The following is a 13,918-nucleotide window of genomic DNA, read 5'->3' as shown; positions in this document are numbered from 1 at the left end:
CTTGCGTAAGCCATCGCGATAGTCGCTAGTTATCATCCCGCTCTTGTATGCCTTGTGCACCGGAGCGCGAAGGCTGAGAACGATCATACCCGCATTACTAGGAACGAGGTTACATGATAATTCGTCACTGCACACAAAGTTGGACGGGGCGGAGTCTCAACGCTGGTGGCGAACGGCTCAGGTTCTCTATAATGGCCCCCACGCCAATGAAGGCACACTTTCATCGCCATCCCCTTCCTGCTCTCACCACGGATAACGCCTTTTCATGAAGTGGATAAAGACTCTGGTTCTTTCGGCCTTCTGGTTACTGGTCTCGCTATTCGCCGCGGCCCTGCTCAGCGTGGCCGGCGCAGCCCTCTATTTCTCGCCGGGCCTGCCCGACGTTCGCCAGCTGCAGGATTTCGAACTGCATACCCCGCTGCGCATCTTCACCCGTGATGGCAAACTGATCGGCGAGTACGGCGAGGAACGCCGCATGCCGGTCACCTTCGACGAGATTCCCGAGGACTTCCTCCAGGCCCTGCTGGCCGCCGAGGATGCCTCCTTCTTCGATCATCGTGGGGTCGATCCCAAGGGCCTGGCGCGCGCCGCCCTGGAGCTGGTCGCCAGCGGCGACATCCAGTCGGGCGGCTCCACCATTACCATGCAGGTGGCGCGCAACTACCTGCTGACGCTGGATCGAACCTTCACCCGCAAGATCCGCGAGATCCTGCTGGCACTGGAGATGGAGACCATCCTGTCGAAAGAGGAGATCCTCGAGCTCTACGTCAACAAGATCTTCCTCGGCCACCGTGCCTACGGCATCGCCGCCGCCGCGGAGGTCTACTACAACAAGCCACTCGACGAGCTGTCGCTGGCGCAGAAGGCGATGATCGCCGGGCTGCCCAAGGCGCCGTCGTCGTTCAACCCGCTGGCCAACCCCGAGCGCTCGTTGATCCGCCGCAACTGGATCCTCTACCGCATGCGCGAGCTCGGCTACATCGACCAGGCCACCTACGAGGCCGCCGTGCAGGAGCCCACCACTGCCCGTCGCTACGTGGCGCAGGTTGAGGTAGATGCCGATTACGTGGCGGAGATGGCACGCCAGTACGCCATAGAGCGCTTCGGCGAAGAGGCCTACACCGGCGGCTACCGCATCCACACCACGCTAGACAGCGACCTGCAGCCCTTTGCCCGCGAGGCCCTGGCCCGCGGTCTGATCGATTATGATACCCGCCACGGCTGGCGCGGGCCGGAGGAGCGCGAAATTCCCGCCAGCCTGGCCGAGGCCCAGGAGCGCACCGAACGCCGCGGCCTGGAAGAGGAGCTCGACGAGTCCCCCGAAATCATGCAGACCGCCCGCCAGGCCGCGCAGCGCAGCCAGACGCGCATCGAGGGCATCGAGGGCGACGTCAGCAACTGGCTGCGCGTACTCGAGCGCACGCCCGGCTTCGGCCCCCTGCAGCCCGCCATCGTGGTCGAGAGCCAGGAGCGCGAGATGCGCGTGCTGAGCCGGGAAGGCGAACTCGTCACCCTGGGCTGGGATGGCCTCTCCTGGGCACGCGAGTACCGCAGCCCGCGGGCACGCGGCGCCGAGCCAAGCTCCGCCGCCGAGATCGCCGATACCGGCGACCTGGTGCGCATCCTGCAACGCGACGACGGCAGCTGGCGTCTCTCCCAGCGCCCCGACGCCGAGGGTTCGCTGGTGGTAATGAACCCCAGCAACGGCGCGATTCTGGCACTGCAGGGCGGCTTCAGTTTCAATGCCAGCAAGTTCAACCGTGCCGTCCAGGCGCAGCGTCAGTCGGGCTCGATCTTCAAGCCCTTCGTCTATCTCGCCGCTCTCGACACCGGCCTGATGACCGCCTCCTCGGTGGTCAACGACGCGCCGGTGGTGATGCAGGACGGCAGCGACGAGGTCTGGCGACCGGTGAACTCCAGCGGCGACTTCCTCGGCCCGACCCGGCTACGCGTGGCGCTGGCACGTTCACGCAACCTGGTGACGATCCGCATCCTGCAGACCCTTGGTCTCGACAACACCATCGAGTACCTGGAGGGCTTCGGCTTCAGCCCCAGCCGGCTACCGCGGGGCCTGTCACTGGCGCTTGGCAGTGCCGACCTGACGCCTCTGGAGATGACCAACGCCTATGCCGTATTGGCCAACGGCGGCTTCCAGGTCTCCCCCTGGTTCATCGAGCGCGTCACCCGCGGCAGCGACGATCAGATCATCAGTGAAGCCCGCCCCGCCATCGCCTGCCGCGACTGTCGCGAGGGTCAGACCGAGGTCGAAATCGACGGCCAGCGCTACGATGTGGCGCCCCGGGTCGCCGACCCGACGGCCGTCTATATTCTGCGCGACATGCTGCGCGACGTGATCGAGAGCGGCACTGGACGCGCCGCACTGTCGCTCAATCGCAGCGACGTGGTGGGCAAGACCGGTACCACCAACGGCTTCCGCGACGCCTGGTTCGCCGGCTACAACGACGATCTGGTCGCTACCGTATGGGTCGGCAAGGACGATAACGAGTCGATTGCCGAGTATGGCGGCAATGCCGCCCTGCCCATCTGGATCGACTTCATGGGCAGCGCGTTGGAGGGGCGTCCCGAGGCGTTGCCCGAAGAGCCCGAGGAGCTGGTCAGGGCACGCATCGACGAGCAGACCGGGCGACGCCTGGCCGATGGCCAAGCCGGGGGGATCACTGAAATATTTCATCCCGATCACCTGCCCGACATGGAGCCGCGCCGGATCGAGCAGGAGATCGAGCAACGCAGCGGCTCGCAGGGTACCGGCAGCTACGAAGCAATCTTCTGAACGAAAGCACTTTTCTAACGGAGTGTATGTGCGAGGGCGGCAGGGACGCCGCCCACCGTCTTGCCAACCGTCATACAGCCGCTCACCCAGGCGGTCCGTTACCGGGACAACAGGACAGGTTCGTTGCTATGCCACGCCTTCTACCATGGTGTTTCATTGGCCTGACGCTATTGCCGGGCACCGCCCTTGCCAACAGTGTCTTCTATGCGCCTCCGCAACCCGAAGAGGACAGCCCCACCTTCAGCGGCGAAGCCGAGCTCGGCTACACTCACCTCTCCGGAAACACCAATAGCCAGACCCTGATCGGCAAGAGCCGCCTGACCTGGCTGACGGGGAGCTTGACCCACACGCTGCGCGCCGAGGTACGCAACGTGGCCCGCGATGGCGAGACCAGCGCCGAACAATATCTGCTCTCGGGTCGGGAACGCTACGACTTCAGCGGGCCGCACTATCTGTTCGGCTTCGCTCGCTGGGAGAAGGACCGCTTCAGTGGCTACGACCAGCAGATCACCACCATCGGCGGCTACGGGCGCGACGTCATCGACACCGGCCGACATCGCCTCTCGCTCGAGGGAGGACCGGGATTCCGCCACGATCAGTTCGAGGACGGCGGAAGCGACAGCCTCGGCGTGATCTACAGCGCCCTGGACTATCAATGGACCTTCTCCGACTACTCTCATCTGCGCCAGGAGATGTCGGTGGAAGCGACCGACAAGAACACCACGTCGCGGTCGGTATCGTCACTCACCGCCAAGCTCAACTCGCGGCTCTCGCTGCGCCTCTCTCACGAGATCAAGCACAACTCCAGCCCACCCGAGACGGCGGATGCGAATACCGACCACACCAGCAACGTGACCCTGCTCTACAGCTGGTAAACCCACCTCAATACGCCCAACATGCAGTACGCCGGCCCGAAGGCCGGCGTACTGCTGCGTCAGTCGTTGCACGTTCCAGCGTCAGCCGCCGTAGACGTCATCCACGGTCTTCAGCGGATAGTGCGCCGGGTAGGGACGACGCGCCACCCCGGAATCCACCGCGGCCTGGGCCACCGCCGCCGGGATCCGCTCCAGCAGCCGCACGTCGACCGGCGTGGGGATGATGTACTCGGGGCCGAACGCCATGTGATCGCGCTCATAGGCGTCGAGCACCGCCTGGGGGACCGGCTCGCGAGCCAGGTCCTTGAGCGCATGCACCGCCGCCACTTTCATCTCTTCGTTGATGCGCGTGGCACGCACGTCCAGCGCCCCGCGGAAGATGAACGGGAAGCCCAGCACGTTGTTGACCTGGTTGGGGTAATCGGAGCGACCGGTGGCCATGATCACGTCGGGGCGCGCCTCGCGTGCCACGTCTGGATGAATCTCCGGATCGGGGTTAGTACAGGCAAAGACGATGGGGTTCGGCGCCATCTTGCGCATGTGCTCGGCGGTCATCAGGTTGGGACCGGAAAGGCCGATGAACACATCGGCGCCCTCGATGGCATCGTCCAGCGTGCGCTTGTCGGTGTCCACCGCGAAGACCGCCTTGTAGGGGTTGAGCCCCTCACGGCCGGCATGGATCACGCCGCGACGATCGAGCATTATCAGATTCTCGGAGCGAGCCCCGCAGGAAACCAGCAGCTTCATGCAGGCGATCGCCGCCGCGCCGGCACCCAAGCAGACGATCTTGGCCTCCTCCAGGCGTTTGCCGGCGATCTCCAGCGCATTGAGCATGCCGGCCGCGGTGACGATGGCGGTGCCGTGCTGATCGTCGTGGAACACGGGAATACTGCACTGCTCGATCAGCGCCTGCTCGATCTCGAAGCACTCAGGGGCCTTGATGTCCTCGAGGTTGATGCCGCCCCAAGTGTCGGCGATGCGCGCCACGGTATCGATGAAGGCCTGCGGACTCTCGGCATTGACCTCGACATCCACCGAGTTGATGCCGGCAAAGCATTTGAACAGCACGCCCTTGCCTTCCATCACCGGCTTGCTGGCCAGCGGCCCCAGGTTGCCCAGGCCGAGAATCGCGCTGCCGTCGGAGATCACCGCCACCAGGTTGCCCTTGCCGGTGTAGCGATAGGCGTTCTCCGGATCTCGAGCGATCTCGCGCACCGGCTCGGCGACACCAGGACTGTAGGCCAGGGAGAGATCACGAGCGGTAGCGGTGGGCTTGGTCAGTTCCACGGAGAGCTTTCCGGGGATGGGCTTGGCGTGATAGTCCAGCGCTGCCTGCTTCTTGGCGTCTGTCATGCTGAGAGTCCGGTATCCATACTTTTGGGTAAGGGCCTCTACAATATAGAAAAAGCTTCCACTACTCAACAAGCGCACCATTCGCCGCTTTTGAACGCTCGTTCGCGAACAATCGCCACCATTTACTGCAACTTATACCAGACACCGCAACCATAACCCTTTCCTTATCACCCAGCGGCATCTTCCCTTGCCCCAAAACGAGAAAACCCGCCGTGAAGGCGGGTTTTCGAGGCGTATCGCCGTAGCAGGGCGAATCAGCCACGCTTGATGGCGGCACCGAAACGCTTGTTGAAACGCTCGACGCGGCCGCCGGTGGTCGCCTGCTTCTGCTTGCCGGTGTAGAAAGGATGGCACTGGGAGCAGACGTCCAGTGACAGGTCATGGCCGGCAGTAGTGCCGACCTCGAAGGTCGCGCCGCAGGAACAGGTCGCGGTGACCATCTTGTAATCCGGGTGAATACCTTGTTTCATCTTGAGCCTCATGGAGCGGTATGCCGCCACCTGATCCATTGCCAGGCACCGCATACGGGTTGTCTGTCGTCGCTACTCGTTCAACATTAGTCGTTCAACCAACCGGTAGCCGCCAGGCCTGCTTCTCGGAAAGCCAGGTGCCACGACGGCCGGATATTCTAGCAGAGCCGACGCCGGAGGCCAATTGCTCGATTCCCCCTCTTCGCCTCCGCCTCGCGTGCTGCGCGTGGCGGTGCCCACGCCCCTGAGGCGCCTGTTCGATTACCGCCCGTGCCGCGAAGCGCCCCCCGGCGGCTGGCAGGCAGGCTTGCGCGTTCGAGTGCCCTTCGGACGCCGCCAGGTGGTCGGCGTGGTGATGGCGTGCGACAACCGCAGCGACTACCCCCTGGACCGGCTGAAACCGGTGGAGGCCTGGCTGGACGCCGAGCCGCTGCCCGAGGACTGGCTGTGGCTGTGCCGCTTCACCGCGCGCTACTATCAGCATTCTCTGGGTGACACCCTGCATCAGGCGATGCCCGTGCTGCTGCGCCAGGGTCGCCCGCTGGCCGGACGCCAACGCGAGCACTGGCGGGCCCTGGCCGCCAGCCGTGATGGCGATGCGCGCCTGAAGCGAGCGCCACGCCAGGCCGAGCTGCTGTCCATGCTGCGCCAACACCCCCATGGACTGCCCACCCAGGCGATCGTGGCCCAGGGCTTTACTCGCGACCAACTGCTTTCGCTGGTGGAGAAAGCGCTGGCCGAGCGGCACGAGATACCGCTCGCCGGCGCCGCGCCCGCCACGACCCAGCTGCTGGCCGAGCCGGCGCTACCGCTCAACCGCGAGCAAGCCACGGCACTGGCGGCGATTCATGAGCGCTTCGATGCCTTTCACCCCTGCCTGCTGCATGGCGTCACCGGCAGCGGCAAGACCGAAGTATATCTGCAGTTGATCGAGGCGGTAGTCGCTCGCGGACGCCAGGCGCTGCTGCTGGTGCCGGAGATCGGCCTGACGCCGCAGACCCTGGCACGTTTTCGCAGTCGCTTCCGGGTAGCGGTGGTGGCACTGCACTCGGGACTCACCGACAACGAGCGCCTCGACGCCTGGGAAGCAGTGGCCAGCGGCCGCGCGCCCATCGTCATCGGCACCCGCTCGGCAATCTTCGTGCCGCTGGCACGGCCCGGCGCGATCATCGTCGACGAGGAGCATGACGGCTCGTTCAAGCAGCAGGACGGGCTACGCTACCACGCTCGCGACCTGGCCGTGGCCCGCGCCAAGCACCACGACATCCCGCTGGTGCTGGGTAGCGCCACACCGTCACTGGAGAGCCTCTACCATGCCGAGCGCGGCAACTACCGGCACCTGCGCCTGACCCGCCGCGCCAGCCGCTACGCCCCGGCCCGGCTGGAGCTGATCGACCTGCGCGGCCGTCAGCGCCAGGGTGGCCTGATCCCGCCGACGATCGAGGCGATTCGCGAGACGCTCGCGGCCGGACACCAGGTGCTGGTGTTCATCAACCGCCGCGGTTTCGCGCCGACGCTGGCCTGTCACACCTGCGGCTGGCTGGCCGACTGTGACGCCTGCGACGCGCACATGACGCTGCATCGCCAGCCACCGATGCTGGCCTGCCATCACTGCGACAAGCACCGCCCGGTGCCGGATGCCTGCCCCGAGTGCGGCAGCGCCGACCTGCGCCCACTGGGCAGCGGTACCGAGCGCACCGAAGAGACCCTGGCGGCGCTCTTTCCCAAGGTACCGGTTCACCGTATCGATCGCGACAGCACGCGGCGACGCGATGCCTTCGAGCAGACCCTCGGCGAGGTGAGGCGCGGTGCCCCCTGCCTGCTGGTCGGAACCCAGATGCTGGCCAAGGGACACCACCTGCCCCACGTCACGCTGGTGGTCGTGGTCAACGCCGACGCCGGGCTCTATGCCAGCGACTTCCGAGCCCTGGAGCACAGCGCCCAGCTGCTCACCCAGGTTGCCGGTCGCGCCGGCCGCGCCGCACATCCCGGTCGGGTGCTGGTGCAGACCCTGCACACCGATGACCCACACCTGCGCCTGCTCGCCGAGCACGGCTACGACGCCCTGGCCGGCCAACTGCTGGCCGAGCGTCGCGCCGCCGCGCTGCCGCCCTTCCGCCACCTCGCCCTACTGCGCCTGGAAAGCCCGCGCGAGGAAGCGGCCACCTCACTCGGCCGCGAAGCGGCCTTGCTGATGCGTCAGTGGGTCGCCGAGCACGCCCCCGACGTGAGCTGCCTGGGACCGGTGCCGGCCCCCATGGAGCGGCGTCAGAACCGCTACCATGTCCACCTGCTGCTCAGCGCCGGCCGGCGCAGCCAGCTGCATGCCGCCTGTGCCCGACTCACCGTCTGGCTCGAGGCGTCGCCCGAGGCGCGCCGGGTGCGCTGGTCGCTGGACGTCGACCCGCAGTCACTCAGCTGAACGTGCGGCCTTTAAAGCCGCTGCACAATTGCCGATAATGGTCGACCAGCCCCATTTTCATCGTGGCCGCGCCCTTCGCGAGTGCCTCTGGCTTCGTCATCACCTCGTGCGCCCGTCGCAACAGGACATAACCGCTTCATGAAAGAGACGATCATCTCCCTGCTCGAGAACGCCCTCGATACGCTCAAGCAGCAAGGCACGCTGCCCGCCGATATCGAGCCGACCATCAAGGTCGACCCGACCAAGGACAAGGCCCATGGCGACTACGCCAGCAACCTGGCGCTCCTGTTGGCCAAGCCGGCCGGCCGGAAACCGCGCGATCTGGCCGAGGCGCTGATCGCGGCACTGCCCGCAAGCGACGCCGTGGAAAAGGTGGAGATCGCTGGCCCCGGCTTTATCAACTTCTTCGCCGCCACCGATGCCGCGGCTCAGGTCGTACGCCAGGTGCTCGACGCCGGCGATACTTTCGGCCGCAGCCTGGCCGGACGCGGCCAGAAGGTCCAGGTCGAGTTCGTCTCCGCCAACCCCACCGGGCCGCTGCACGTCGGCCATGGGCGTGGTGCCGCCATTGGCGACTGTATCAGCCGGCTGCTCGAAGCCACCGGCTTCGATGTGACTCGCGAGTTCTACTACAACGACGCCGGCGCCCAGATCGCCAACCTGGCGCTGTCCGTGCAGGCCCGCGCCAAGGGCCTCACGCCCGATGACGACGCCTGGCCCGCAGACGGCTACCGCGGCGACTACATCATCGAGGTAGCTAACGATTACCTGGCCGGCGAGACGGTCCACGCCGACGACCGTCACGTCATCGCCAAGGCCGACCCCGACGACCTCGATGCCATCCGCGAATTTGCCGTGGCCTGGCTGCGCCGCGAGCAGGATCTCGATCTCAAGGCCTTCGGCGTCTCGTTCGACGTCTATTTCCTGGAATCCTCGCTTTACCGTGAAGGCAAGGTCGAGGAGGCGGTCGAGCGGCTGATCGAGAAGGGCCACACCTACGAGCAGGACGGCGCCCTGTGGTTGCGCACCACCGACTTCGGCGACGACAAGGACCGGGTGATGCGCAAGTCCGATGGCAGCTATACCTACTTCCTGCCCGACGTGGCCTACCACCTGAACAAGTGGCAGCGCGGCTTCACGACCGTGATCAACGAGCAAGGGGCCGACCACCACTCCACGGTGACCCGAGTGCGCGCCGGGCTGCAGGCGCTGGAAGCCGGTATTCCCCGGGGCTGGCCCGACTACGTGCTGCACCAGATGGTCATGGTGACCCGCTCCGGCGTGGAGGTGAAGCTTTCCAAGCGCGCCGGCAGCTACGTTACCGTGCGCGACCTGATCGACGAGGTGGGGCGCGATGCCACGCGCTTCTTCCTCGCCGCGCGGCGTGCCGATTCGCAGCTCACCTTCGACATCGACCTGGCACGCTCGCAATCCAACGACAATCCCGTCTACTACGTGCAGTACGCCCATGCCCGGGTATGCAGCATGCTGCGCAAGGCCGAGGCCCAGGGACTCGGCTTCGACCATGACCTGGCGATGGTCAGCCTGGCGAAGCTCGACGCGGACCAGGAGAAGGCGGTAATGAACCGCCTGGCGCGCTTCCCCGAGGTCGTCGACCACGCCGCCGCATCACGAGAGCCGCAGCAGGTCGCCCAGTATCTGCTCGACCTCGCCGCCGAGTTCCACTCCTGCTACAACGCGGTGAAGGTCATGGTCGACGATGACGAGCTGCGCAACGCCCGGCTGGCCCTGGGCCTGGCCACGCGTCAGGTGCTGCGCAACGGCCTCGACCTGCTGGGCGTCGGCGCCCCCGAGGAGATGTGATCCATGGCCGCCCGTCGTACGCCCAGCAAGCGTGGCGCCACTACCAGCCGCAAGCGCGCTCCTGCCCGGCGCCAAGGCTTCCGCCTGCCCGGTTGGCTATGGGGCCTGGGTGGCGTCATCGCAGGCTTTCTGCTGGCTCAACATCAGCACGGCACCGCGCCTTGGCAGGCGGGCAGCGACTCGCCCTTGGCCAAGCTGATCCCGCGCACGCCAACCGAAGTGAGCGAACCCACGCCGACCGTCGAGCCGCGCGACCCTCCCATGCCCACCTTCGAGTTCTATACCCTGCTGCCTGAGGAAGTCGTGGCCCCCAAAGACGTCGCCTCGACTGCCTCGCCGCCGGAGCTGGCGGTCGAGCCACCGCCAGCCGATGACAACGACGCCGCTGCCGAGCAGGCGTCCACCGACGACCCCATCGCGCAGGTGATTGCCGCCAACTTGCGTGAGGAAGTAAATGCCACACCGGCCAGCGAGGCGGCGGCACCGGCGGGCACGCGCTACATGCTGCAGGCGGCATCGTTCCGCCAGCCCGAGGACGCCGAGCAGTTGCGCCAGCGCCTGCGCAACCTGAGCCTGATGGCCCAGGTCAGCCAGGTACAGGCCGCCGACGGCGAGACCTGGCACCGGGTCATGGTCGGCCCCTATGACGATACCCGTGAGCTCAACCGCGCCGAGGATCTGATGGTGACCCAGGGCATAACCCCGCTGCGCCACCGCGCCACCAACTGAGCCGAACTGGCGGCGGGCAACAGGACCACATAGCCGATGGCGCTTGAATTCCCCCCCAGCCGCCCGCACCTACCCTGGATGCTCTTTCACGGTCCCCGGCCAGCCGGGGACCGAAAGTCACCGGGAGCCCCGGCTCCCCGTTACGGAGTTACTCTCCATGACCACGATCGTTTCCGTGCGCCGCGGTGACCAGGTGGCCCTGGCCGGCGACGGCCAGGTATCGCTGGGCAACACCGTGATGAAGGGCAACGCCAGCAAGGTGCGTCGCCTCTATCGCGGCCAGGTACTGGCGGGTTTCGCCGGCGGCACCGCCGATGCCTTCACTTTGTTCGAGCGCTTCGAGGCGCAGTTGGAGAAGTACCAGGGCAACCTGGTCAAGGCGGCCGTGGAGCTGGCCAAGGACTGGCGCACCGATCGCGCCCTGCGCCGGCTCGAGGCGCTGCTCGCCGTGGCCGACAAGAACGCCTCTTTGATCATCACCGGCAATGGTGACGTGGTGGAGCCGGAGCGCGGCATCATCGCCATCGGCTCGGGCGGCAACTTCGCCCTGGCCGCGGCGCGTGCACTGCTGGAAAACACCGACCTCTCGGCCCAGGAAATTACCGAGAAATCGCTCGAGATCGCCGGTGACATCTGCGTGTTCACCAACCATCACGTCACCCTCGAAACGCTCTGAAGGCCGCCCTCATGTCCCAGATGACCCCCCGCGAGATCGTCCACGCCCTGGATCAGTTCATCGTCGGCCAGCAGGATGCCAAGCGTGCCGTCGCCATCGCCCTGCGCAATCGCTGGCGGCGCATGCAGCTCGACGATGACCTGCGTCCCGAGGTCACGCCCAAGAACATCCTCATGATCGGCCCCACCGGGGTGGGCAAGACCGAGATTGCCCGGCGCCTGGCCAAGCTTGCCCGTGCGCCCTTCATCAAGGTCGAGGCGACCAAGTTCACCGAGGTGGGCTATGTCGGCCGCGACGTCGAATCGATCATCCGCGATCTCACCGAGGCCGCGATCAAGCTGGTGCGCGAACAGGCCAAGGACGAAGTGCGCCATCGCGCCGAGGATGCCGCCGAGGATCGCATCCTCGACGCCCTGCTGCCGCCGCCCCGCGGCCAGGAGGACAGCCCTCGCGCCGACAGCTCGACGCGCCAGACCTTCCGCAAGAAACTGCGCGAGGGCGATCTCGACGACAAGGAAATCGACATCGAGATCACCCCCCAGGGGCCGGGCATCGATATCATGACGCCGCCAGGCATGGAGGAGATGACCAGCCAGCTGCAGAGCCTGTTCTCCAACATGGGCCGCCAGAAGACCGAGACCCGCCGGGTCAAGGTCAAGGATGCCTTCGCCCTGCTGCGTGACGAAGAGGCCGCCAAGCTGGTCAACGAAGAGGAGATCAAGCATCGCGCCATCGACGCGGTGGAGCAGAACGGTATCGTCTTCCTCGACGAGATCGACAAGGTGGCCAAGGGCGGCGGCCAGTCCAGCGGTGGCGAGGTTTCCCGCGAGGGCGTGCAGCGTGACCTGCTGCCGCTGATCGAGGGCTCGACCGTCTCGACCAAGTACGGCATGGTCAAGACCGACCACATCCTGTTCATCGCCTCCGGTGCTTTCCACCTGTCACGCCCCTCCGACCTGATCCCCGAACTGCAGGGCCGCCTGCCGATCCGGGTCGAGCTCGAAGCGCTGACCCCGGAGGACTTCAAGCGCATCCTCACCGAGCCCTCCGCCGCGCTGACCAAGCAGTACAAGGCGCTGCTGGCCACCGAGGGGCTCGACATCGACTTCACCGAGGACGGTATCGAGCGCATCGCCGAGATCGCCTGGAAGGTCAACGAAGGCACCGAGAATATCGGCGCACGGCGCCTGCATACGGTAATGGAGCGACTGCTGGAAGAGGCCTCGTTCAAGGGCGCCGACCTCGGCAGCCCGCTGGCAATCGACGCCGCCTACGTCGACTCCCAGCTCGGCGAGCTGGCGATGGACGAGGATCTGTCGCGGTATATTCTTTAATCGTGGGCTGCACCTCGCGGCAGCAAAGGCCTACATGAGTGCAGCGCCGGGGACAGGTCGAAGCGGAGCTCATTCGCCAGGGATGGCGAATGTAGCGCCCAAGGATGGGTTCACAGCCCCTCCGCGATGGTACGGCACCCCGGGTGCCTGTCGCCGGCCAGCTGCGCTTCACCAATGCAAGCGGAGTCCTGCATGACCGCCCCCATCCCCAGCAAGATCCACTACCACAAGAAGGCCCGCGAGCTGGAGCTCAGCTACCCCGACGGCGAGAGCCATCGCCTGGCGGTGGAGTACCTGCGGGTCTACTCCCCCTCCGCCGAGGTGCGCGGCCACCATCCCAGCCAGGCCGTGCTGCAGGTGGGCAAGAAGGACGTCGGCCTGAAGAACATCGAGCCGGTGGGCCGCTATGCCGTCAAACTTGTCTTCGACGACGGCCACGACAGCGGCATCTACAGCTGGGACTACCTTCACGAGCTGATCCAGAACCGCGAGGCCTACTGGGCCGACTATCTCGCGCGACTGGAGAAGGCCGGCGCCAGCCGCGAGCCGTTGGGCATCGAAATCAAGCAGCTGTAGGAGACGGGCGTCAAGACAAGCACCGTTGCCGAAGGCTACAATGTGGCCCTGAACGAGGCCCGCCTCACCTTTCCGCAGCGATTCGGGAGCCCTTTCGCATGAGCCCTCACTCCACCCCAGGGGAGCAGCGCACCACCCATTTCGGCTACCAGGAGGTGCCGATAGCGGAAAAGGCCTCACGCGTGGCCGACGTCTTCCACTCCGTGGCGGCACGTTACGACGTCATGAACGACCTCATGTCACTGGGCATCCACCGGCTGTGGAAACGGCTCACGATCGAGCGCGCCGGTGTGCGCCCCGGCCACAGCGTGCTCGACATTGCCGGTGGCACCGGGGATTTGACGCTCAAGTTCTCGCGTCTGGTCGGGCCTCGCGGTCGAGTGGTACTGGCCGACATCAATGAATCGATGCTGCGGGTCGGCCGCGACAAGCTGCTCGACAACGGCGTCGGTGGCAACGTCGAATACGTGCAGGCCAATGCCGAGTGCCTGCCCTTCCCCGATAACAGCTTCGACTGCATCACCATCGCCTTCGGCCTGCGCAACGTCACCGACAAGGACGCCGCGCTGCGCTCAATGACGCGAGTGCTCAAGCCCGGCGGTCGCCTGCTGGTGCTGGAATTCTCCAAGCCGAACAACCCCGTGCTGACCCGCGCCTACGACGAGTACTCCTTCCGTCTGCTGCCCGTGATGGGTCAGATGGTAGCTGGCGACGCCGACAGCTACCGTTACCTGGCCGAGTCGATACGCATGCATCCCGACCAGGAGACGCTCAAGGCAATGATGGAGACAGCGGGGCTGGAGCGGGTCGAATACACCAATCTCACCGGGGGCATCGTCGCCCTGCATCGCGGCATCAAGCTCTGAGG

Annotated in this window: 11 protein-coding genes; 9 read left to right on the top strand and 2 right to left on the bottom strand. The window is 65.9% G+C overall.

Features of this window, described 5'->3' with window-relative positions:
- The first annotated feature begins 265 nt into the window (after nt 1-265).
- Complete coding sequence (locus KPL81_RS05000; RefSeq protein ID WP_219790914.1) at nt 266-2,791, top strand: penicillin-binding protein 1A; 2,526 nt, start codon at nt 266-268, stop codon at nt 2,789-2,791.
- Nucleotides 2,792-2,919: 128 nt separating this feature from the next.
- Complete coding sequence (locus tag KPL81_RS04995) at nt 2,920-3,666, top strand: DUF481 domain-containing protein (protein ID WP_219790913.1); 747 nt, start codon at nt 2,920-2,922, stop codon at nt 3,664-3,666.
- 81 nt (nt 3,667-3,747) lie between these two features.
- On the opposite strand, the gene KPL81_RS04990 is transcribed toward KPL81_RS04995, so the two are convergent.
- Both KPL81_RS04990 and rpmE read right to left on the bottom strand, forming a co-directional pair.
- Nucleotides 3,748-5,019, bottom strand: coding sequence for a malic enzyme-like NAD(P)-binding protein (locus KPL81_RS04990; protein ID WP_209476010.1), 1,272 nt, complete (start codon nt 5,017-5,019; stop codon nt 3,748-3,750).
- A 254-nt stretch (nt 5,020-5,273) separates the two neighbouring features.
- Nucleotides 5,274-5,489 carry a 50S ribosomal protein L31 gene (rpmE, locus tag KPL81_RS04985; RefSeq protein ID WP_111412913.1) on the bottom strand — a complete coding sequence of 72 codons (216 nt, stop codon included), beginning with the start codon at nt 5,487-5,489 and terminating at the stop codon, nt 5,274-5,276.
- 184 nt (nt 5,490-5,673) lie between these two features.
- Here rpmE and KPL81_RS04980 point away from each other — a divergent pair, with 184 nt between their 5' ends.
- From KPL81_RS04980 to ubiE, 7 genes are all read left to right on the top strand, one after another.
- On the top strand, nt 5,674-7,911 hold the full coding sequence (locus tag KPL81_RS04980) for a primosomal protein N' (protein WP_219790912.1): 2,238 nt from the start codon (nt 5,674-5,676) through the stop codon (nt 7,909-7,911).
- A 138-nt stretch (nt 7,912-8,049) separates the two neighbouring features.
- On the top strand, nt 8,050-9,735 hold the full coding sequence (argS, locus tag KPL81_RS04975; protein WP_219790911.1) for an arginine--tRNA ligase: 1,686 nt from the start codon (nt 8,050-8,052) through the stop codon (nt 9,733-9,735).
- Nucleotides 9,736-9,738: 3 nt separating this feature from the next.
- Entirely contained in the window at nt 9,739-10,464 is a 726-nt protein-coding gene (locus KPL81_RS04970) for an SPOR domain-containing protein (protein WP_219790910.1), read from the top strand.
- A gap of 157 nt (nt 10,465-10,621) precedes the next feature.
- The gene (hslV, locus tag KPL81_RS04965) at nt 10,622-11,140 is read left to right on the top strand and encodes an ATP-dependent protease subunit HslV (RefSeq protein WP_209476002.1); all 519 of its coding nucleotides are present in this window, start codon (nt 10,622-10,624) and stop codon (nt 11,138-11,140) included.
- A gap of 11 nt (nt 11,141-11,151) precedes the next feature.
- Nucleotides 11,152-12,474, top strand: coding sequence for an ATP-dependent protease ATPase subunit HslU (hslU, locus tag KPL81_RS04960; protein ID WP_219790909.1), 1,323 nt, complete (start codon nt 11,152-11,154; stop codon nt 12,472-12,474).
- Between the two features lie 192 nt (nt 12,475-12,666).
- Complete coding sequence (locus KPL81_RS04955; protein WP_219790908.1) at nt 12,667-13,050, top strand: gamma-butyrobetaine hydroxylase family protein; 384 nt, start codon at nt 12,667-12,669, stop codon at nt 13,048-13,050.
- Nucleotides 13,051-13,148: 98 nt separating this feature from the next.
- Nucleotides 13,149-13,916: a bifunctional demethylmenaquinone methyltransferase/2-methoxy-6-polyprenyl-1,4-benzoquinol methylase UbiE gene (gene ubiE / locus KPL81_RS04950; RefSeq protein WP_219790907.1), complete on the top strand. Its 768-nt coding sequence runs from the start codon at nt 13,149-13,151 to the stop codon at nt 13,914-13,916.
- Nucleotides 13,917-13,918: the final 2 nt, after the last annotated feature.

The organism is Billgrantia antri (assembly GCF_019430905.1).
Lineage (GTDB): Bacteria > Pseudomonadota > Gammaproteobacteria > Pseudomonadales > Halomonadaceae > Halomonas > Halomonas antri.
This window is presented reverse-complemented; position numbering and strand designations above follow the sequence as displayed.

Bases quoted from the DNA above. Each gene is read 5' to 3' on its own strand.
- KPL81_RS04955 (WP_219790908.1), top strand. From the start codon at position 12,667: ATGACCGCCCCCATCCCCAGCAAGATCCACTACCACAAGAAGGCCCGC.
- KPL81_RS04995 (WP_219790913.1), top strand. From the start codon at position 2,920: ATGCCACGCCTTCTACCATGGTGTTTCATTGGCCTGACGCTATTGCCG.
- KPL81_RS04990 (WP_209476010.1), bottom strand. From the start codon at position 5,019: ATGACAGACGCCAAGAAGCAGGCAGCGCTGGACTATCACGCCAAGCCC.
- hslV (WP_209476002.1), top strand. From the start codon at position 10,622: ATGACCACGATCGTTTCCGTGCGCCGCGGTGACCAGGTGGCCCTGGCC.
- rpmE (WP_111412913.1), bottom strand. From the start codon at position 5,489: ATGAAACAAGGTATTCACCCGGATTACAAGATGGTCACCGCGACCTGT.
- ubiE (WP_219790907.1), top strand. From the start codon at position 13,149: ATGAGCCCTCACTCCACCCCAGGGGAGCAGCGCACCACCCATTTCGGC.
- KPL81_RS05000 (WP_219790914.1), top strand. From the start codon at position 266: ATGAAGTGGATAAAGACTCTGGTTCTTTCGGCCTTCTGGTTACTGGTC.
- argS (WP_219790911.1), top strand. From the start codon at position 8,050: ATGAAAGAGACGATCATCTCCCTGCTCGAGAACGCCCTCGATACGCTC.
- KPL81_RS04970 (WP_219790910.1), top strand. From the start codon at position 9,739: ATGGCCGCCCGTCGTACGCCCAGCAAGCGTGGCGCCACTACCAGCCGC.
- hslU (WP_219790909.1), top strand. From the start codon at position 11,152: ATGTCCCAGATGACCCCCCGCGAGATCGTCCACGCCCTGGATCAGTTC.